This is a genomic window from Halosimplex rarum (assembly GCF_047715405.1).
Taxonomy (GTDB): Archaea; Halobacteriota; Halobacteria; order Halobacteriales; family Haloarculaceae; genus Halosimplex; species Halosimplex rarum.
In genome coordinates, this window is the sequence record NZ_CP180412.1 from 1730738 (window position 1) to 1748582 (window position 17845).

At 69.0% G+C, this 17845-nt stretch carries 23 protein-coding genes; 9 read left to right on the forward strand and 14 right to left on the reverse strand.

The annotated features are described in order from the left end of the window. The first annotated feature begins 28 nt into the window (after positions 1-28). Positions 29-166 carry a hypothetical protein gene (locus ACMGFH_RS08385; protein WP_415382524.1) on the forward strand — a complete coding sequence of 46 codons (138 nt, stop codon included), beginning with the start codon at positions 29-31 and terminating at the stop codon, positions 164-166. Positions 167-232: 66 nt separating this feature from the next. Here the strand turns inward: ACMGFH_RS08385 and ACMGFH_RS08390 are convergent, their stop codons facing one another. From ACMGFH_RS08390 to ACMGFH_RS08410, 5 genes are all read right to left on the reverse strand, one after another. Next, positions 233-1075: a hypothetical protein gene (locus tag ACMGFH_RS08390; protein ID WP_415382525.1), complete on the reverse strand. Its 843-nt coding sequence runs from the start codon at positions 1073-1075 to the stop codon at positions 233-235. Positions 1076-1137: 62 nt separating this feature from the next. Beyond that, positions 1138-1590 (reverse strand): ArsR/SmtB family transcription factor, encoded by a 453-nt coding sequence (locus tag ACMGFH_RS08395; protein ID WP_415382527.1) that lies wholly within the window; start codon positions 1588-1590, stop codon positions 1138-1140. A gap of 115 nt (positions 1591-1705) precedes the next feature. Beyond that, positions 1706-2527, reverse strand: coding sequence for a hypothetical protein (locus ACMGFH_RS08400; RefSeq protein WP_415382528.1), 822 nt, complete (start codon positions 2525-2527; stop codon positions 1706-1708). 128 nt (positions 2528-2655) lie between these two features. Beyond that, positions 2656-3126 carry a hypothetical protein gene (locus ACMGFH_RS08405; protein ID WP_415382529.1) on the reverse strand — a complete coding sequence of 157 codons (471 nt, stop codon included), beginning with the start codon at positions 3124-3126 and terminating at the stop codon, positions 2656-2658. Positions 3127-3132: 6 nt separating this feature from the next. After that, entirely contained in the window at positions 3133-3330 is a 198-nt protein-coding gene (locus tag ACMGFH_RS08410) for a DUF5800 family protein (protein WP_415382530.1), read from the reverse strand. Positions 3331-3465: 135 nt separating this feature from the next. Between ACMGFH_RS08410 and ACMGFH_RS08415 the strand changes: the two genes are divergently transcribed. The 3 genes from ACMGFH_RS08415 to ACMGFH_RS08425 are packed head-to-tail and all read left to right on the forward strand — an operon-like array spanning position 3466 to position 6354. Continuing rightward, positions 3466-4716: a polymer-forming cytoskeletal protein gene (locus ACMGFH_RS08415; RefSeq protein ID WP_415382531.1), complete on the forward strand. Its 1251-nt coding sequence runs from the start codon at positions 3466-3468 to the stop codon at positions 4714-4716. A 38-nt stretch (positions 4717-4754) separates the two neighbouring features. After that, complete coding sequence (locus tag ACMGFH_RS08420) at positions 4755-5936, forward strand: redox-regulated ATPase YchF (protein WP_415382532.1); 1182 nt, start codon at positions 4755-4757, stop codon at positions 5934-5936. 22 nt (positions 5937-5958) lie between these two features. Next, a complete protein-coding gene (locus tag ACMGFH_RS08425; protein WP_415382533.1) occupies positions 5959-6354 on the forward strand; it encodes a histone acetyltransferase in 396 nt (131 codons plus the stop codon). Positions 6355-6370: 16 nt separating this feature from the next. Here ACMGFH_RS08425 and ACMGFH_RS08430 read toward each other — a convergent pair whose 3' ends face one another. From ACMGFH_RS08430 to ACMGFH_RS08440, 3 genes are all read right to left on the reverse strand, one after another. After that, positions 6371-6823 (reverse strand): hypothetical protein, encoded by a 453-nt coding sequence (locus ACMGFH_RS08430; RefSeq protein WP_415382534.1) that lies wholly within the window; start codon positions 6821-6823, stop codon positions 6371-6373. A 54-nt stretch (positions 6824-6877) separates the two neighbouring features. Next, the gene (locus ACMGFH_RS08435; protein ID WP_415382535.1) at positions 6878-7942 is read right to left on the reverse strand and encodes a guanosine monophosphate reductase; all 1065 of its coding nucleotides are present in this window, start codon (positions 7940-7942) and stop codon (positions 6878-6880) included. 89 nt (positions 7943-8031) lie between these two features. Next, the gene (locus ACMGFH_RS08440) at positions 8032-8886 is read right to left on the reverse strand and encodes a UbiA family prenyltransferase (RefSeq protein ID WP_415382536.1); all 855 of its coding nucleotides are present in this window, start codon (positions 8884-8886) and stop codon (positions 8032-8034) included. 146 nt (positions 8887-9032) lie between these two features. On the opposite strand from ACMGFH_RS08440, the gene ACMGFH_RS08445 reads away from it, so the two are divergent. Next, positions 9033-9593: a lycopene cyclase domain-containing protein gene (locus tag ACMGFH_RS08445; RefSeq protein WP_415382537.1), complete on the forward strand. Its 561-nt coding sequence runs from the start codon at positions 9033-9035 to the stop codon at positions 9591-9593. Between the two features lie 28 nt (positions 9594-9621). Here ACMGFH_RS08445 and ACMGFH_RS08450 read toward each other — a convergent pair whose 3' ends face one another. Continuing rightward, positions 9622-9993 carry a hypothetical protein gene (locus ACMGFH_RS08450; RefSeq protein WP_415382539.1) on the reverse strand — a complete coding sequence of 124 codons (372 nt, stop codon included), beginning with the start codon at positions 9991-9993 and terminating at the stop codon, positions 9622-9624. A 138-nt stretch (positions 9994-10131) separates the two neighbouring features. Between ACMGFH_RS08450 and ACMGFH_RS08455 the strand changes: the two genes are divergently transcribed. Further along, on the forward strand, positions 10132-11436 hold the full coding sequence (locus ACMGFH_RS08455; RefSeq protein WP_415382540.1) for an MFS transporter: 1305 nt from the start codon (positions 10132-10134) through the stop codon (positions 11434-11436). Positions 11437-11459: 23 nt separating this feature from the next. Here ACMGFH_RS08455 and ACMGFH_RS08460 read toward each other — a convergent pair whose 3' ends face one another. Continuing rightward, positions 11460-12362 carry a hypothetical protein gene (locus tag ACMGFH_RS08460; RefSeq protein ID WP_415382541.1) on the reverse strand — a complete coding sequence of 301 codons (903 nt, stop codon included), beginning with the start codon at positions 12360-12362 and terminating at the stop codon, positions 11460-11462. 75 nt (positions 12363-12437) lie between these two features. Continuing rightward, positions 12438-13559, reverse strand: a complete 1122-nt coding sequence (locus ACMGFH_RS08465) for a pyridoxal phosphate-dependent aminotransferase (protein ID WP_415382542.1) — start codon at positions 13557-13559, stop codon at positions 12438-12440. Between the two features lie 226 nt (positions 13560-13785). On the opposite strand from ACMGFH_RS08465, the gene ACMGFH_RS08470 reads away from it, so the two are divergent. Then, positions 13786-14436 (forward strand): DUF6517 family protein, encoded by a 651-nt coding sequence (locus ACMGFH_RS08470; RefSeq protein WP_415382544.1) that lies wholly within the window; start codon positions 13786-13788, stop codon positions 14434-14436. Positions 14437-14468: 32 nt separating this feature from the next. Here ACMGFH_RS08470 and ACMGFH_RS08475 read toward each other — a convergent pair whose 3' ends face one another. From ACMGFH_RS08475 to ACMGFH_RS08485, 3 genes are all read right to left on the reverse strand, one after another. Beyond that, positions 14469-14606 carry a hypothetical protein gene (locus ACMGFH_RS08475; protein WP_415382545.1) on the reverse strand — a complete coding sequence of 46 codons (138 nt, stop codon included), beginning with the start codon at positions 14604-14606 and terminating at the stop codon, positions 14469-14471. Positions 14607-14738: 132 nt separating this feature from the next. After that, positions 14739-15902 (reverse strand): thiolase family protein, encoded by a 1164-nt coding sequence (locus ACMGFH_RS08480; RefSeq protein WP_415382546.1) that lies wholly within the window; start codon positions 15900-15902, stop codon positions 14739-14741. A 53-nt stretch (positions 15903-15955) separates the two neighbouring features. Continuing rightward, complete coding sequence (locus ACMGFH_RS08485; protein ID WP_415382548.1) at positions 15956-16105, reverse strand: hypothetical protein; 150 nt, start codon at positions 16103-16105, stop codon at positions 15956-15958. A 109-nt stretch (positions 16106-16214) separates the two neighbouring features. On the opposite strand from ACMGFH_RS08485, the gene ACMGFH_RS08490 reads away from it, so the two are divergent. Further along, positions 16215-16889 (forward strand): GNAT family N-acetyltransferase, encoded by a 675-nt coding sequence (locus ACMGFH_RS08490; protein ID WP_415382549.1) that lies wholly within the window; start codon positions 16215-16217, stop codon positions 16887-16889. 93 nt (positions 16890-16982) lie between these two features. Beyond that, the gene (locus ACMGFH_RS08495; protein WP_415382550.1) at positions 16983-17684 is read left to right on the forward strand and encodes a metallophosphoesterase; all 702 of its coding nucleotides are present in this window, start codon (positions 16983-16985) and stop codon (positions 17682-17684) included. The last annotated feature ends 161 nt before the right edge of the window (positions 17685-17845 follow it).

Below are 17845 nucleotides of genomic sequence, written 5' to 3' on the forward strand. Positions count from 1 at the left end.
TAAGGTCGACGCGCTCGATGAGGGCGGCATGAACGTGCGCGAGCAGTTCGACCGGCCGGCGTGGGTGACGGCGGCCGCCACGCTCGTCAGCTACGGGCTGATCTTGCTGTTCCTGTTCGTACTGCTGTTCGTCGTCCCGTTCCTGATCTACTCGCAGGCTCTCTGAGAGGACTGGCGGGAGCGAGTCGCTGCCCGACGGCCGAGTCAGCGCGGTCTGCGGGGACTGCGGCCGTCATCTCCGGACCGTCTCCTGCACGTAGAGATGCGCGTAGACCCCGTACCAGACGATAGCAGTCAACTCCCCGAGGCTGGCGGCGACGGCGCGGGTCACGGGGCCCGAGGGGAGGAAGCGACCGCCAGTGCCGGGGACGTCGCCGATCAACGTCGTTACGGCGATGCTGCCGGCGGTCGCGACCAGCACGAGCAGGAACTTGCGCTTGCGGCCCCTCGTAATCGCCCAGCTCACGCGGAGCGAATCGACCGGTCCATAGCGCCCGATCACGCACGCCTCGAACGCGAACCAGCACGCGTACAGGACGAACAGGAGCGGGACGACGTGGAGCGCGAGGAGCGCGACGAACACCGACTCGACGCCGAACGTCGCCATCGGGTTGACGCCCGAGACGAAGGCGCCGACGAGCAGCGGCAACGTCACGATCGACGGAACGGAGATGGCGAACGCGACGACGACCGCCAATACGCCGACGAGCGCGATCCCCCGCCGGAAACTGTGTCTGAGTCCGGCCGACAGGGAGACCTGCTGACCCGTGAGTTCGCCGGCAGCGACGCCCGCCACGTACCCTCGGAGCACGACGAGGAGCCCGAACGGAACAAGCGGTTCCGTCAGGTCGACAACGGGCGCCGGTGCGGACTGGGCGAGACCGCTGTTCAGGAGTTGACCAGCGAGGACGAGCCCGAGAGCGAGGGCGGGTATCGACGGGTTTCGCCGGCACAGGGAGACGGACCAGACGAGGCTGTCGAGGGTCGACCGTCGGAGGACGGTCGCGTCGACGCCCCGACAGTCGAGGCAGCCGCAGCGGTCGGTGTCCTGGCGCGGCCTGATCGCGGGGATCACTCTCCCGTCGCTTCGAGCACAGTCGGCTTCAAAGCTCGGGGACGACGACGCCTGCCGGCCGCTCATTCGGCGCCGAACAGTCGGGAGACTGTCTCCCCGAGGGCGATCAGGACGGCGGGCGGGCCGACGAACGACGTCAGCGACTTGACCGCGTGCTTGAGTCCCGGGCTGTCGTCGCTGGTCCCGAGGAACACGAGCGTCGGGTCTTCACTGACGACGAACACGTCCATCTCGCGCCCCTTCTCGGAGTAACACGTGTCGGCGACCTCGATGAGCGCCGCGTCTTCGAGCTTCTCCAGGTGGTAGTGGACGTTCTGGACGGACATGTCGAGTCGTTCGGCAACGGTCGACGGCGTCGCGGGCTCCTCGTTCAGCAGCCGGAACACCTTGTAGGCCGTCTCCGAGGCCAGGGCCTCGAACACCGCCCGCGCCTCCTCGTCGTCGATGCAGATCACCGACGGCTCGCCGCTGCGGTCGACCGATGCGTCCGTTCTTGTCGGCAGTAATCGTCCCATAGTGTGCGGCTCCTCTCCAGTCACTCCATCCCGGTCGCGAGGGGTACTCGCCGTTCGTCCGGACACTCCGCGGCCAGCGAGGTATACGTTTCCGTGGTTCGACGCGAACGCCGGATCATTCGGCAGCAGCACGCTCCGTTTCGATCGGGGTCGCCTCGGCGATCCGGACGTAATAGGCGGTGTAGACGGTGTAGAAGTACGCGGACGTGACGGTCGTCAGCAGCAAGACGACGAGGGATGCGACGACGGACAGTTCGTCCGACCAGGCTCCGTGGAACCCGAGGTCCGCGTCGAGAGAGATCGCCTCCGACAGCGACTCCGGCGTCAGGGCGCTCCCGGAGAGCAGTCCCCAGAGGAGCGAGAACCCGACGACGCTCCAGAAGTTTCGGCGAACCAGCCTCGCGCTCCGCGACAGGGCGGCCCGCGCCCCCACGTCCTCGGCGACGACCGCCGTGAGCGAGAACTGAAGGAAGAAGACCGACAGCAAGACCGCGGGCAGGGTGAGCAGCGTGACGGCGAACGAGAACCCCACGGCCCCGAACCAGGCTGTCTCGCCGAGGCCCCCGAAGACGACTATCGCGAGCGGGACGAAGGTGATCGGCAGCGAGAGAGTCATCACCCCTATCACGACGGCGACGATCAGGACCGCTGCGACGAGGACGCGCAGGTAGTAGGTCCGCCCTGCGCGGGCGAACTCGCCGAGCCCCGCGTCACCACCGCGGATCGCCCCGAGGGCCATCCCGGTGAATCCACCGGCAACGAACGGGAACGCGAGGAAGACGCCGAGACTCGCGAGGACAGAGACGGCGGGCGATACCGCTCCCTCCCCGACGGTCTGTACGTGCACGACCAGCGCGACGAACAAACCGCCGAGTAGCAACGCGGGGTTCGTCCTGAGCGCTGTCCATCCGTCTCTGAACGCGGCGAGCGCAGCCATCGTGTCCAGACGTTCGACGGACGCGGTATTGAAGCGGCCGTAGAATCAAAACGAGTTTTTATCAATTCCGGACCGCCCGGGTGGATCGATCCGAAGCGGCCGGTCGCCTCGCCAGACCGGCGGCCTCGTCAGTACTCGCCGGCCGTGAACCCCAGACTCCTACCCCGGGACACGGAGAACTCGACGAAGAACGCCTCAGCCGACTCGTCCACTTCGAGCCAGTGACCGATCTCCCCGCCGTGGTCGGCCACCGCCCTGACGTAGAGGAGGCCCGTCGCGCTCGACGACGACACCGGTGACGCCGCGGAACCTGGCTCGACGCGCAGCTCGTACGTCTCTCGCCACTCGTAGTCCGAGTCGTCGGGGGAACCGTCCTCGACCGCTTCCTCGAACTCCTCTCGAAAGGAATCGGGCCGTTCGTCGACGGGTCGCACCGAGCCGACGTTCCAGACGCCGAGTTCCACGGTCCGGGGCTCGTCGGTCGTGTTCTCGACGACATAGGGAGGTGTCTCCTCAGGCTCCCCGGAAACGAGCGTGCAGCCTGACAGGGCGACAGCCGCCGGGACCGCGGCGACCAGTCCTCTGCGAGTCAGGTCCATGAGCACCTACTGGACGATGTCGGCGATCCGTCGCGCTTCGCCGGAGGGCGAGGCGTTCTTCTCGACCATCCGCAGGACCTCGTGGTCGGTGACTTCGGGGTAGGGCTTGTCGATGGCGTCCTCGATGAGCGACTTCTCCAGGCGGAAGTCGTGGCCCTCGTAGACGACGTCGACGCCCTGCTCGTCGAAAGAAAGTACCGTCATGGCCGGGGCTATGCCGCCGCCGAATAAATATCTGGAGGTGTCCCGGCGGCCCCACACCGGCACCGTCAGACACGCGTCAGACGCCCGTCGTGCACGGTGTCAGGGTTTATTACCACGGAAATCGGTAATCGAAGTGTGCCGATCCGCTCGGACCCGCTCGACGAACTGACCATCCCAGACGGCACCACGGTCGAGGAGCACGACCTGGTGACCGGCGGTGACGTGATCGTCGGAGGACAGAGCACCGTCGAGTTCGGGGTCCGCGGCGACGACGTGATGGCGGGCGAACGCGTGACGTTCGGCGGCCACATCGAGGCCGAGGGCGACTGCCGGCTGGACATGTGGAGCGAGGTCGAGGAAGACGTGCTCGTCGGCGGCGACGCCTACCTCGGCGAGCGCGCGCAGGTCGGCGGCGAACTCAAGGTCGCCGGCAACGTCGACATCGGCGACGACGTCGACATCCAGGAGAGCTTCGAGGCCAGCGGCCACATCGTGATCCGCAACCCGATGCCGACGGTCGTCTTCCTCGTGGTCTACCTCTCGCAACTGCTCCGTATCGGCGAGGAGGAGGCCGCCGAGGACCTGGCGAGCCAGCTGGTCGAAGCCGACGACGAGGAGGCCCAGCCGGTCGTCATCCCGCGGGGCGCCCGCGTCAGCGACGACGCCTGGCGCGTCTCGACGCCGGCCCGCGTCGGCGACGACTGCCGCCTCCATGGCAACGTGCGCGCCGAGGAGCTGACCGTCGGCGCCGACAACACCATCTTCGGGAGTCTCCGCGCCCGCGGCGACGTGTTCGTCGGCGAGGACACCGAGATCAAAGGCGACGTGACGACCCGCAACGGCGACGTGTCCGTCGCCCGCGGCGCGACGGTCTGGGGCGACATCTCCGCCGAGGACGTCGAACTCCACGAGCACGCCATCGTCGAGGGCAAGATCCGCGTCAGCGGCGAACTCACGCAGGTCCGCGACGCGCTCGGCCCCGAACGTGACGACAGCGAGGACGAAGTGGACGACGAGAGCGCGGACGAGCCCGCGAACGCCCAGACCCACGAGACCGACAGCGACGTGGCCGAGTCCGAGTCCGAACCGGCCGACGACGCGGTCGACGAATCGCCCGCAGAACCGCGAACCGACGAGGCCGCCGACGAAGACGGGTCCGTCGACGAACCAACCGGGACGGACGACGAGCCGGCCGAGGTCGACGGCGTGGCCGCGGACGGAGCCGAGGAGACCGACGAACCGGCGGACGACGAGACGGCGCTGGCCGTCGAGAGTCGGGAAACCGTCGAGGCAGAACTCGACGGCGTCGTCCCGATGATGGGCGGGCGGCCGGACCACAGCGAGAACGGCCACGACGAAGACGCCGAACTCGCGGAAGTCGAGTAACCGAAAGCGGCTTTTTCGGGCCCGCAGTACCCCGTAGTATGCTCTCTATCGCGCTTGCCGGCAAGCCCAACGCCGGCAAGTCGACCTTCTACAAGGCGGCGACGATGGCCGACGTGGACGTGGGCAACTACCCGTTCACGACCATCGACGCCAACCGCGGCGTCACCCACGTCCGCACGGACTGCCCCTGTCTCGACCGCGAGGAGCGCTGCGGCCAGGAGAACTGCCACGACGGCAAGCGCTTCGTCCCCGTCGAGTTGCTGGACGTTGCCGGCCTCGTCCCCGGCGCCCACGAGGGCCGCGGCCTCGGCAACCAGTTCCTCGACGAACTGTCGAACGCCGACGTGATCCTCCACGTCGTCGACGCTTCTGGGGGTACCGACGAGGAGGGCGAACCCGTCGAGGTGGGCGAGCACGACCCCGTCGAGGACCTGCAGTTCATCGAGGAGGAGATGGACCTGTGGCTGGCGAGCATCGTCGACCGCAACTGGGAGTCCATCGAGCGGGCCTCCCGCTCGCCTGATTTCGACATCGACGAGGAATTGGCGGACCTCCTCACCGGCGTCGGTGCGACGGAACTCGACGTGGCGCGCACCCTGCGGGACCTGGAGTATCCGGAGGACCCCATCCAGTGGACCGACGACCACCGCGAGGAACTGGCCGGCGAGATCCGGGCGCGAACGAAGCCCATCGTCGTCGTCGCCAACAAGGCCGACGTGGCGCCGCCGGAGAACCTCCAGGCGCTCAAAGAACGCAACGAGGCGACCATCCCGACCACGGCCGACGGCGAGCTTGCCCTCCGGAAGGCCGCCGAGGCGGGCGTCGTCGACTACGATCCGGGCGATCCGGACTTCGAGATCCTCGGCGACCTGAGCGACCAGCAGGAGCGGGGCCTCGAACAGATCCGCGATGTCATGGACGAGCACGGCGGCACGGGCGTCCAGCAGGCCCTCGACACCGCCGTGTACGATGTATTGAACCAGATCACGGCCTACCCCGTCCAGGACGAGACCCACTGGACCGACGGCCAGGGGAACGCGCTGCCCGACGCCTTCCTCCTCGGGTCGGGATCGACGCCGAAGGACCTGGCCTACGCCGTCCACTCGGACATCGGCGACGGCTACCTCCACGCCGTGGACGCCCGGAAGAACATGCGTATCAGCGACGAGGAGGAACTCGAAGAGGGCGACGTGATCAAGATCGTCTCGACGGCGAACTGACTCGGCGAAGGGCGACCGAGAGATGACAGAGACGATTCCCCCGAGCGACCTCCGCCCGACCCAGCTGTACGTGAACGCCGCGAAACTGGGGACCGTCCTGAAACGCCTCGACGGGCCCGACCACCAGTTCGGCCCGCTCCCGATCTACGAGTTCGACGGCGAGCGCTACCTGACCGACGGTCACACGCGGGCCTTCGCCGCGTATCTCACCGGCACCGAGACGGTGAGCGTCGAATACGACGAAAACCTGGCCGAAGAACACGACCTCGCGCTCTACCGCGAGTGCATCAGGTGGTGCGAGGACGCAGGCGTCGAACGCGTTTCGGATTTTACCGGGCGTGTGTTGGCACCCGACGAGTACGAACGGAAGTGGCTCGACCGATGCTCGCGTGCAGCAGAACGGCTCGGCGACGCCTGAGGCTCGACGGCGGAGATCAGCGGTCGGAACCGCCGGAGAACGCGGCGGAGAGACGCGAGCGCAATCGACTGACGAGTCCCGGTTCGGGCTGGTCCGTCGGTTCGAGGTCCCACCCGGCCGCGTCCGCGACGTCGCTCGGGCTTCGGAACTCCCACCCGGTCGCGTCCGCGATCCGGCGGTCCTCCGGGGTCGTCCCGACGAAGACGTGCCGGGGCGCGTCGCTGGACTCGCGGATCCCCTCCATCGCGAGCCAGATGTCGCGGTCGCCCAGTTCGAAGTCCTGGAGGAGGTCGCGCTCGGCGACGAACGCGGCGACTGCGTCGGTGTCGTTGGAGACGACGCCGACGTACCGACTCCACTCGCGGGCGTCCTCGAACACCGCCGCGGGGTCGTCGAACTCGCGGATGGCAGCGAGTTCGAACGCGAGAGTCATCTCGCCGCTCCGTCCGTCCTCGGCCTCGACGCTCATGGACGGGTGTTCGGCGTCCGGGGTGAAAACGGATTTGCCGCCGTCACTCGCGGTTCAGTTGTCGACGACGACGGTCTCCCAGTCGTGGTCGCCGTGGGCGCCCTCGCGCTCCTTGGCGGCCTGCTCGACCCGGATGAACTCCGACTTCTCGCGGGCAGCGTCGATGGTGTGGCCGCCGCAGTACGAGAGGCCGGATTTGATGCCGGCGCAGAACTCGGTGGCGATGTCGCCGAGCGGGCCCTTGTACTCGGTGAAGCCCTCGACGCCCTCGTCGGCCTCGACGTCGGCCTCGGCGTCCTCCTTGTCCGAGCGGTCCGCGGCGGCGGCGGTCGTCGCCATGCCGCGGGACTTCTTGTAGCGCTCGCCGTCGATCTCGACGATCTCCGGGGGCGTCTCCTCGGTGCCGGCGAAGAGACTGCCCATCATCACCGTGTCCGCGCCGGCCATCAGCGCCTTGACGGCGTCGCCCGACGAGCGGATGCCCCCGTCGGCGACGATCGGAATGTCGAGGTCGTCGGCCGCGTCGGCGCAGTCGTCGACGGCGGTGAGCTGCGGGACGCCCGCGCCGGCGACCCGGCGAGTGGTGCAGTGGCTCCCGGGGCCGATGCCGACTTTCACGCAGTCGGCGCCCGCGGCGTGCAGGTCCCGAACCCCCTCGGCCGTGGCGACGTTGCCGACCACGAGGTCGGTGTCGGGGAACTCGGCGCGGAGGCGCTCGACGGTGTCGAGGCAGCGTTCGAGGTGGCCGTGGGCCACGTCGACCATCACGCAGTCGGCGCCGGCGTCGACGACCGCCGCGGTGCGGGCGACGGCGTCCTCGGCGATGCCGACCGCTGCGCCGACCTGCTGGCCGGCGTCGACGACGCGCTCGACCGCGTCGGCCTGCTCGTCGACGGTCATGAATCGGTGGATCGTGCCGAACCCGCCGGCGCGGCCGATCGCGATCGCGGCGTCGGCGCCGGTCACTGTGTCCATGGGCGCCGAGAGGAGGGGCGTCTCCAGTTCGATGTCGGCGGTCAGGCGCGTCGAGAGGTCGACGTCGCTCCGGCTGTCGACCGGCGACCGCTGGGGGACCAGCAACACGTCGCCGTACGAGAGCCCGGTGCGCAGGTTTTCCATGCCGCCACATCGGTAGTCCGTCCGACCTCATAACGCTGGCGGCCGCGCCGTCTGGTATTCGGAGCCTACTCGGCGCCGGGGACGGTCGTTCACCCCAGCGGTCGGAACCACACCGCGGCGACGAGGACCGCGAGGAAGAGGTACGACCCGCGAATGAGTAACATCGTGGCGAGTTCCGGCTCGGCCCGGCGGGCGACCAGTGCGACGGCCCCGAAGACCAGCGCGGCGAGCCCCGCGCTCGGCGGGATGCCGCGGAGGCCGACGGCCAGGAGGACGACCGCGACCATCCCGGTCGCCATGAGGGCGTACGCGGCTCGATAGGCGCCGCGCGTCCCGAGCACCACGGCGACCGTCCGCTTGTCGATAGATCGGTCGTACTCGTAGTCCTGGGCGTCGTCGACGACCTTGATCCCCGAGAGGAAGAGGAGGAAGACGCCCGCGAGCCCGAGGACGGCCGGCGTGAGTTCGCCCGCCTGGACGTAGTAGCCACCGAGGAGCGCGAGCGCGATGCCCGCCGGGTAGCCCGCCGTCGCGCCGACGGTGTGGGTGTCGAGCTGCGGCGCGTGGAAGTAGCCGAGCGCCCACGTCGGCGCCGTGATCGCGACCGCGCCCGGGCCGGTCGTCAGCCACAGGCCGGCCAGCGCCGCCGCGAATCCCGCGGTCGAGCCGAGCAGCGCACGGCGACACGCCGGCGCGGAGAGCGGGTGGTCGTCGTCCTCACCCCGCATGTGGAAGTCGACGTACCCGTCTTTCACGTGGGCGGTGTAGACCGCGAAGAACAGGGCCGCGACGTGGAGCGCGGCCGCCGCGGGCGCCACCTGCCCGGCGAACACCGCGCCGAACAGCGACGCGGCCAGCGGCGGCAGCATGAACACCGGATGGACTTGCGAGAGCAGCGCTCGCGCGAGCTCCCCGCCTCCCCGAGCGTGCGTAACATCCCCCATACCACACGGGAGGGTCGGAAGCCCCTACGTTCTTTCGTCGTGTCAAGTTTACAGGTCGAGCGACCCGCCGATCGAAGGGATAGTTCCGACCCTACCGAGGGGTGGTACACCCGGTCGCTCATGTGCCTGGCACCGCTTGCAACGGTATGGACCGCGGACGAACGCGCCGGTTCGCCTGGGGACTGTTCGGCCTCGGCGTCGTCGTCCTGTGGCTCACCGTCAGCGAGCTCGTGGGACCAGTCGGTGGACTCGCCGCGCTCGCCTGTTTCGCTCCGGCGCTGCGCGTTCGGACGGGGTCAGCCCAACGAGCGGCCGCCGAACTCGTCGTCGCCGCGACGGTCGGGCTCGGTCTCTTCGTCGTGGCCATGTTTCGGCCGCTCGCCGGCCTCGCACTGCCCGACATCGGCGTGCTCGGCCCCTACACGTACCTCGCGACGGAGGTCGCGTTCGGGACGCTCGCACTGGCGCTCCTCGCTCGGGCGGGCCGAGACGCCCTGCGACGTGCGGGCGCGACGATCGTCGTGATCTACCCGCTCGCCTACGTCTGGGACTGGTACACGCTCGAAGTCGGCGTCTTCGCCATCCCGTTGCGGACGGGCGTCGAGTTCGTCGGGATCCCGCTGGAGGAGCACCTGTTCATGGTCGTCGTGCCCGCGCTGATCCTGGGCGTCCACGAGACGCTGAACGAGCGAGACACGGACCCGTAGTCGCCTCCGTCCGAGCGCGGTCGAGCACTCAGACCAGGTTGTCGTGGTCGAAGACGAACGCGGAGACGTGGGAGGCGAGGCGGCGCGCGTCGGACTCGGTCTCGGCGTGGAGTTCGCCCGCCAGCGGCCCCGTCTCGCCGCCGACCGACTCCGTCTGGGATCGCGGGTCGACCTCGATCGAGTACGAGCGGAGCGACCGCACCTGTGCTCGGAGCTTCCGGAGCGCGGTCTCGGACAGTTCGCTGTCGAGGTGCTGGAGGTCGTACCGGACGACGAACCCCCGCTCTCCGTCGCGGACGGCGACGACCGGGAGGCCGCGGTCGGCACAGCGGTCCCACAGCGCCCTCCCCTCCGCCTTCGTCTCGTAGATCGGGACGTTCGACGGGGCCAGTTGATCCATCGTCGTCCGTTGGGCCGCGAGTGCCTTCCGTATTGCGCCCGCGACGCCCGGGCTCCGGCCGGCGCCACAACTGTTCAGATCTGATACTCAAACGCCGTTCAGGAAATCGTCAAGTCGGCGTCGGCCGTCGGTCGAGGCGTGCGCGTCGACCTGTCGAACCCGCGGACGCTGATCCGCCGGTACTACCTGTTCCAGGCGCTGGCCGCGGTCGGGTTCGTCTCGCCGATCTTCGCGCTGTTCGTCCTCCGAGACCTGACGTACCCGCAGTACGGGACGCTCAGCGCCGTCTACTCGCTGCTGATCGTCGCGGGCGAGATTCCGACGGGCTACGTCGGCGACCGCTTCGGCCGCCGGGACACGCTGGTCGCGAGCAAGCTCGCCATGGCCCTCTCGCTGTTCGGGTTCGTCGCCGTCGACTCGTTCGCCTCCTATCTCGCCGTCTACGTCGTCTGGGCGCTCGGCATCGCGCTGACCTCGGGAACCGGGGGCGCGTGGCTCTACGAGGTGCTCGAATCGACTGTCGGCGAGGACGAGTTCACGCGCGTCCGCGGTCGCGGGCAGGCCGTCGCCCGCTGGTGTTCGGCCGTCACGACGGTCCTCGGGGCGGTCCTCTACGGTTTCGACCCGCGCTACCCGTTCGCCGCCGCTGGCGCTCTCATGGTCGCCGGTGCGGGCGTCATCGCCACGCTCCCGCGGACCGAACAGTTCGAGAGCGGCGAGGCCGGGGGGCCGTCGGTGCGCGAGGCGCTCCCGCTGCTCCGCGACCGGATCGCGCGGCCGCCCCTGCGGTCGTTCGTCCTGTTCGCGGCGCTGCTGTTCGGCGTCGTCGGCGCCGCCAATCAGTACGTCCAGCCCATCGCCGTCGCCGTCGTCGAGAGCGGCGACCTCGCCGCGCTTCCGGTAGCCGGTGCCGTCGAGGGACTGACAGTCGACGGCGGGACGCTCGCGGGAGTACCCGTCACCGCCGCGACCGGCCTGGGACCTCTCTACGCGAGTTTCGCCGTCGTCGCGGCGGCGGTGAGTTATTACGCCGGCCCGATCGAGGCGCGCCTGGGGCTCCGACGCGTGCTCGCGCTCGCGGCGGTGACGCTCGCCGCTGCGACGCTGGTTCCACTCGCGGTCCCGCTGGCCGCGTTCGCGTCGTTTTACCTGTTGCGAGCGGTCCACTTCCTGCTCCGACCGATGGTCGAGAGACACGTCAACGACCGCGTCGACGACGTGGGACGCGCGACCGTTCTCAGCGCCGTCTCGATGGTCGTCGGCCTCGCGCGGACGCCGCTCGTCGTCATCGCGGGCGTCGCCGCCGGCGCTCGCGGGCCCGTCGCCGCATACGGGGCGCTCGGCGCGTTGCTGCTCGCGACGGCCGTTCCCCTCGCCCTCTTCGGGTCGCCGCTGCCGTCGGCGGCGGACGACGACACCGCCCAGGGGGCTCGCGGCGAGTGAGTCGACTGAGTCCCCGGCAGCAGTCAGACCGCCCCGGCCAGAAACGCCGCGACGCCGAAGCAGACGAGCGCGAGCGCGGCGCCGGCGGGTCCGGCCCGAACCCGGCGATTCAGCTGTCGGCGGACCGTCTCGCCGGCGCGGTCGGCGAGGACCGTTCCGGGTCCGCCGACCGCCGTTCGGTCGGCGTCGCTCCCGAAGACCGTCACGCTGTCACCGGATTCGACGCGGACCTCCTCGTAGATCCGGGAGCGGTCGGCGTCGCCGAGGTCGGCGTCGGCGGCGTAGGCGGTCACGCGCTCCGGGACACCCTCCCGTTCGCGAGCGACGAAGTCCGACCGCGACGGCCGACCGCCCACTGGCCACACGTCGAGCGACGCCTCGCTCGCGTCCACCCTGACCCGCTCGGTCGCCGACTGGACGACGAGGGTCGTCCCGCCGGAGTCGCGGTGGATCGGCGGCGGGCCGCCGCGGCGGAACATGCCGGAGTGCTCGCGGACTCTGACCGCCCAGGCCAGGCAGTGATCGCCGCTCAGCGGCGCTTCGACGGTCTTCCCGCCCTCCGGCTCCGCGACGCCGGCGACGAACTCGCCGTCGCGGAGTCGCCGATACCGGCCCAGGTTGCTGACGGCGAGCGCGACGCAGAACAGACCGACGCCGAAGCCGACTATCGTCAGGACGACCGGGAACCGCATCGGCTCGCCCTCGCCGGGTATCTCTCCCGTCGCCGCAAGCCAGGCGAATCCGACGGAGAAGACGAGCAAAGCGGTGAATCCCGCCCAGCGATCGATCCCCATCGGTCGGGAGATCAGTCCGACACGCGCGAAGAGGTTAGTGTATTTCGCGAAGACGTACCCGAACGCGAGCGTCTTGACGAGAACGACGAGGACGAACCCCGCGACGACCACCGTGACCGGGTTCAGCGCCATCAGCGGGCGTGAGCGACGTTCGATGATAAAACCCGACGGTTCACGGCCTGTGGTCGCTCCGCGGCGCCCGCCGCCTCACCGCACCGCGTCGTACGCCTCGCCCATGATCTCGAGCGCTTCTTGCAGCGTCTCGACGTCGACGGCGTAGGAGATGCGAGCGTAGCCCTCGCCGTGCTCGCCGAAGGCGTCGCCGGGGACGACCACGACGCCGCGGTCGATCACCTCGTCGACGAACCCCTCGGGCACCTCGGGCATCGCGTAGAACGCACCGTGGGGCGTCGGGCAGTCCATCCCGATGTCCGCGAGGCCGTCGAGGAGGACGTCCCGGCGCTCCTCGAAGGCGTTGACCATCTCGTCGACTGCGTCCTGCGGGCCAGTGAGCGCGGCCTCGGCGGCGTACTGCGCGGCCGCCGTCGCGCAGGCCTGACCGTACTGGTGGACGCGGAGCATCCGCTCGATCCGGCGATTCGAGCCGGTGACCCAGCCGAGCCGCCAGCCGGTCATCGAGTAGGTCTTCGAGCAGGCGCTCACGACGACGACGTTGTCGGTCTCGGCGAACTCGATGGGGGAGCGGTGTTCGCCCTCGAAGACGATGTGTTCGTACACCTCGTCGGAGATGCAGAGCACGTCGTGCTCGTCGGCGATGCGGGCGAACTCGCGCATGTCCTCGGGCGACTGGACCGCGCCCGTGGGATTGGCGGGGCTGTTGACGATGAACGCCGCGGTGTCGTCGGTGATGGCCTCCTCGACCGCCGCGGGGTCCATCGTGAGGTCGTCGCGCAGTCCGACGGGCTCGGGTTCCCCACCAGCGAGGTGGGTGAGCGCCTCGTAGGAGACGAACCCCGGGTCGGGGAACACGACTTCCTGCCCCTCGTCGACGTGGGCTTCGAGGGCGATGTGGAGCGCCTCGCTCCCACCGGCGGTCGCGATGACGTCGTTCGGGTCGACGTCGATGCCCCGGTCCTCGGCGTAGCGGCCGGCGATGGCTTCGCGCAGCGACTCGGTGCCCTTGTTCGAGGTGTACCCGTCGGCCTTTCCGGCGCGGATGGCCTCGATGGCGCCCTCGCGGGCGTGTTCGGGGGTCGGGAAGTCCGGTTGGCCCAGGCCGAGGTTGATCGCGTCCTCGCCCGCGGCCTCGAAGACCTCGCGGATCCCGCTTATCGACACCTGCTCGACCCGGTGAGAGAACTCCGTCATACCACTACCGCCGGCGCGCTCCCCGATAATTCTTGAGGGTCCGAACCCGCCGTCTGCCGAAGGCCGTCGTCGAGACTCTCGGGTCGGACCGGATCAATTTATGACAGATACACTTCAACTATCCCTGGGCCGATCCCGAAATAGTCAACGAACGGCAGTTTTCAGCCACGTGTCCCCAGTTCTCACGAGCGGCACGTTTACCTGTTTCCTGATACACTATCGGGTAATGCACGTACGACAGACGCTCGCGGCGCTGGTAGTCGTTCTCGCGACGGTGACCGCCGGCTGCGGGTTTCTCACCGGGCAAGACTCGCTGAGTTTCAGCGCCGAGCCGGCGACGGTCGGCGACGACGTCCAGTCCGACACTGGGTACGAGGAGCAGGCCGTCGAGTCGTCGACGGTGACGCGCAACTTCAGCGCCGCCGGGCAGACCCGACAGGTCGAGGTGACCAACCAGCAGGCGAGGTACGAGCGAGCGGTCGACCTCGGGCCGCTGGGGTCCCAGCGCGCGGCGGTGTTCGTCACCTTCGCCAGTCCCGAAGTCAGCGTCGTGGGCCAGACGTTCAACCCGATCTCGGACATGAGCACGCGGGAGATCCTCCAGCAGTTCGAGTCCCAGTACGAAGGGCTCAGCGTCGGCGACCGCGTCGAGACCCGGAGCGTCAGTGCGCTCGGCGCGTCGCGAACGCTGGAAAAGTACGAGGGGACGGCGACTATCGGCGGTAGCGAAGTCGACGTGTACGTCCACGCCGCGAAGTTCCAGCACGACGACGGCGATCACATCGTCGCGGTCGGCATCTACCCCCAGCAGATCGACGGCGAGGAGGAGAACGTCGTCGCGCTCGTCGAGGGGATGGAGCACGACAGCGGAGAGTGACGTTCGGCGGAGAGTAGCCTCCGCCGAGCGATTCAGAGGAGGTACGACACCACGACCAGAGCGGCGATCAACAGCAGTAATCCCAGTAACAGTCCGCCGCCGCTGACAGAGTTGGGCCTGGGATTCTGCGTGGTCTCCGTGGAGAGCGGGCCGTTGGAACCGGGGTCCATATGTCACAGATGAACACGAACGCATATGAATCCTCGTTCGCAGCCCGAAAACGCCTGTTCGACCGCCGTTACCGCGACAACAACACTATCACCGCACCGCCTACCGCGACAACAACACTATCACCGCACCGCCTACCGCGACAGCAACATCATCACCGCACCGCCACCGCCGACGCTCATCCCCACCACCCCGTAGTCGTGGTCCTCCCGGACCATCGCGTGGGTGATCGTCGTCGCCAGGATACCGCCGCTGGCGCCGATGGGATGACCGAGCGCCACCGCTCCGCCGAGGGGGTTGAGCCGCTCTTCGGGGATCCCTAGCCTGTCGCGGACGTAGACGGTCTGTGCGGCGAACGCCTCGTTCACTTCGTAGTGGTCGACGTCGTCGACGGCCAGGTCGTTCCGGTCGAGGAGTCGCTCGATGGCGTCGCCGACCGCCTGCGAGAACTCGGCGGGGTCGCGGTAGGCCACGGCGTAGTCCTCGACGTGGACCATCGGCCCCAGCCCGCGCTCCTCGGCGGCCTCGGCGCTCGCGAGGAGGACGCCGCCCGCGCCGTCAGCGAGCTTCGACGCGTTCCCCGGTGTGATCGTCCCGTCCTCGCGGAACGCGGTCGGGAGTCGGGCGAGCCCGTCGAGCGAGGAGTCCGCGCGGGGCCCCTCGTCCTCGGTGACGAGGCGGTCGTCGACTTCGACGGGGACGAGCTCCTCGGCGAATCGCCCCTCCTCGATCGACTCGGCGGCCCGGCGGTTGCTCCGCAGCGCGTACCGGTCCTGGGCCTCGCGGGAGACGCCGTGCTCGTCGACCAGCGCCTCGGTGAGTTCGCCCATGTGCGCGTCGTAGCCCACGTCCCACAGCGCGTCGAAGATCATGGAGTCGACCAGTTCGGTGTTGCCGTGGCGCCGCCCCTCGCGCATCTCGCGGACGAGATAGGGAGCGTTGGACATCGACTCCATCCCGCCGGCGACGGCGACGTCGACTCGGCCGGCGTCGATGCGGTCTGCAGCGAGCGTGATCGCCCGGAGTCCCGAGCCCGAGGCCTCGTTGACGGTCGTCGCGGGCGTGTCGTCCGGCAGTCCCGCCTCGACGACGGCCTGGCGGGCCGGCACCTGTCCGACCCCCGCCTGGACGGCGTTGCCCAGACCGACCCAGTCGAGGTCGTCGGGTTCGACTCCCGAGCGATCGACCAGATCTTCGAGTACCGTCGCACCGAGTTCCGGCGCGCGCACGCCCGAGAGCGACCCGAGCATCGCCCCGTGAGCGGTTCGCGCCCCGTCGACTATCACGACGTCTGTCATGTGCGGAGGGTTCGGCCGCACGGACTATCGGTCTTCCCCCGGAATGGCGGGGGTTACTCCTCGGCGGCGTCGCGCAGGTCCGAGATGTGGTCGCGCAACACCGTCAGCGTCGCGTCGGCGTCGGCGTAGCCCTTGTCGTACTCTCCGAGCGTCGTGTCGGTCTTGTCGAGGAACTCCTCGACAGCTTCATCGAGATCGGTCATACTCGCCTGTCGGACGCCCACGGGGATAAGTTTCCCCTGACCGCTCGCCCGCGCTACCCCGTCCCACACCCGGGAAAGCGCTTTTCCGGTGGCCCGTTCGGATAGGTGTATGTCCGACCTCTTCCCCGAGCGCATCGAGACCGAGCGCCTCGTCCTCGAAGCGGCGACGACGGAGACGCTCGACCCGCTCGAACTGTACGAACACGTCCGGGAGGGCGCGCCGCACATCGACGAGATCACGGAGTACGTCACGTGGGACCCCCACGAGACGCCCAGAGAGACGGAGGAGTTCCTCGAACTGGTCACGGAGGAACGCGAAAACGGCGAGGGCGCGACCTACGCGATCCGGCCCAAGCCGGGCGAAGACGGCGAGGCGCGGAGCGCCTCGGAAGATTCGAGCGGTGACCAGCGGGAACCGCGAGACGGCGCTGGCGAATTCGCCGGCTTCACCGGGATGAGCGTCGATTGGGACCTGCAGACGGCGACGTTCGGCGCCTGGCTTCGCAAGCCCTTCTGGGGTCACGGCTACTCCGGCGAGCGCGCCGCGGCGTTCATGGAGGTCGCGTTCGACCGACTCGACCTCGACGCCGTCGTCGTCACCGTCCACGAGGGCAACGAGAAGTCCCGCAAGGCCGTCTCGCGGTATATCGAAGCTCACGGCGGCCGCCGCGAAGGGCTCCTCCGGAACTTAGAGATCAACATGGACGGCACTGTCGCGAACGTCCACCGGTTCACCGTCACGCGGGCGGAGTACCGCGAGGCGACCGGCGACGGCGCCGACTGAGGGTCTCGTCGTCGCCCGGTCTGTCGCCCCCACGTGCGTCCTGTCCCCCCGCGTGCGTCAGGTCTTTGCCCGCCGGTCTCCGAATGGCACTCGATGGACCCCGAGTACCGGGACAGGGCAGTGTATCTCGACGGCACGCTCGTCCTCGCGGATCTCCACTTCGGGAAGGCCGAGGCCTCGACGGTCGAGTTCCCAATCGGCGCCGGCGAGGACTGCGTGGACCGGCTGGAGGGGTTACTCGACCGTTTCGATCCCGACGAGGTCGTCCTCGCCGGCGACGTGTTCCACTCGTTCAGCTCCGTCCCGGACAGCGCAGACGCGGCGCTCTCGGGGATCGTCCGCGCGGTCCGCGATTCGGGCGCTCGCCTCGTCGTCGTCGAGGGCAACCACGACACGATGCTCGGCGACGCGTACGCGGGCGACCTGCGCGACGAGTACGAACTCGACACCGACGGCGACGAGACCGTCGTCGTGTGTCACGGCCACGAGGAACCCGAGACGACTGCTGACGCCTACGTCGTCGGCCACGACCACCCCGCCATCGAGATCGAGGGGCAGAAGCGCCCCTGTTTCCTCCTCGGCGACGGCGCCTATCGCCGCTCGGACGTGCTCGTGGTTCCCCCGTTCAACCGTCTGGTCGAGGGACTGTCGGTGAACGGCCGCGTCGGGACATCGCGGCCGGAATTGTCGCCGATGGTGACGCGGGTCGCGCAGTTCCGTCCCGTCGTGTTCGATGCCGAGAGCGAGGAGACGTTGACGTTCCCCCCGCTCGGCCAGTTCTCCCGGATGTTATAGGAGTGAAATTCTCTGGCAACCGGTTCGGATATTCAGCGAGCTTGATAGCTGGTGGATCGACCGCAGGAACTGCTGGGAGTTGAAAGCCCTCGGCCCGCTCGCGGGTGCTGTGCGGGATATCCTCGTTCGCTAGCGCTCCCTCGGATAGGGCCCGCGCACCA

Excerpts from the sequence above, each read along its gene's own strand:
- ACMGFH_RS08385 (WP_415382524.1), top strand. The coding sequence starts at position 29 with ATGAACGTGCGCGAGCAGTTCGACCGGCCGGCGTGGGTGACGGCGGCC.
- ACMGFH_RS08395 (WP_415382527.1), bottom strand. The coding sequence starts at position 1,590 with ATGGGACGATTACTGCCGACAAGAACGGACGCATCGGTCGACCGCAGC.
- ACMGFH_RS08400 (WP_415382528.1), bottom strand. The coding sequence starts at position 2,527 with ATGGCTGCGCTCGCCGCGTTCAGAGACGGATGGACAGCGCTCAGGACG.
- ACMGFH_RS08405 (WP_415382529.1), bottom strand. The coding sequence starts at position 3,126 with ATGGACCTGACTCGCAGAGGACTGGTCGCCGCGGTCCCGGCGGCTGTC.
- ACMGFH_RS08410 (WP_415382530.1), bottom strand. The coding sequence starts at position 3,330 with ATGACGGTACTTTCTTTCGACGAGCAGGGCGTCGACGTCGTCTACGAG.
- ACMGFH_RS08420 (WP_415382532.1), top strand. The coding sequence starts at position 4,755 with ATGCTCTCTATCGCGCTTGCCGGCAAGCCCAACGCCGGCAAGTCGACC.
- ACMGFH_RS08425 (WP_415382533.1), top strand. The coding sequence starts at position 5,959 with ATGACAGAGACGATTCCCCCGAGCGACCTCCGCCCGACCCAGCTGTAC.
- ACMGFH_RS08430 (WP_415382534.1), bottom strand. The coding sequence starts at position 6,823 with ATGAGCGTCGAGGCCGAGGACGGACGGAGCGGCGAGATGACTCTCGCG.
- ACMGFH_RS08435 (WP_415382535.1), bottom strand. The coding sequence starts at position 7,942 with ATGGAAAACCTGCGCACCGGGCTCTCGTACGGCGACGTGTTGCTGGTC.
- ACMGFH_RS08440 (WP_415382536.1), bottom strand. The coding sequence starts at position 8,886 with ATGGGGGATGTTACGCACGCTCGGGGAGGCGGGGAGCTCGCGCGAGCG.
- ACMGFH_RS08445 (WP_415382537.1), top strand. The coding sequence starts at position 9,033 with ATGGACCGCGGACGAACGCGCCGGTTCGCCTGGGGACTGTTCGGCCTC.
- ACMGFH_RS08450 (WP_415382539.1), bottom strand. The coding sequence starts at position 9,993 with ATGGATCAACTGGCCCCGTCGAACGTCCCGATCTACGAGACGAAGGCG.
- ACMGFH_RS08460 (WP_415382541.1), bottom strand. The coding sequence starts at position 12,362 with ATGGCGCTGAACCCGGTCACGGTGGTCGTCGCGGGGTTCGTCCTCGTC.
- ACMGFH_RS08465 (WP_415382542.1), bottom strand. The coding sequence starts at position 13,559 with ATGACGGAGTTCTCTCACCGGGTCGAGCAGGTGTCGATAAGCGGGATC.
- ACMGFH_RS08470 (WP_415382544.1), top strand. The coding sequence starts at position 13,786 with ATGCACGTACGACAGACGCTCGCGGCGCTGGTAGTCGTTCTCGCGACG.
- ACMGFH_RS08475 (WP_415382545.1), bottom strand. The coding sequence starts at position 14,606 with ATGGACCCCGGTTCCAACGGCCCGCTCTCCACGGAGACCACGCAGAAT.
- ACMGFH_RS08480 (WP_415382546.1), bottom strand. The coding sequence starts at position 15,902 with ATGACAGACGTCGTGATAGTCGACGGGGCGCGAACCGCTCACGGGGCG.
- ACMGFH_RS08485 (WP_415382548.1), bottom strand. The coding sequence starts at position 16,105 with ATGACCGATCTCGATGAAGCTGTCGAGGAGTTCCTCGACAAGACCGAC.
- ACMGFH_RS08490 (WP_415382549.1), top strand. The coding sequence starts at position 16,215 with ATGTCCGACCTCTTCCCCGAGCGCATCGAGACCGAGCGCCTCGTCCTC.
- ACMGFH_RS08495 (WP_415382550.1), top strand. The coding sequence starts at position 16,983 with ATGGACCCCGAGTACCGGGACAGGGCAGTGTATCTCGACGGCACGCTC.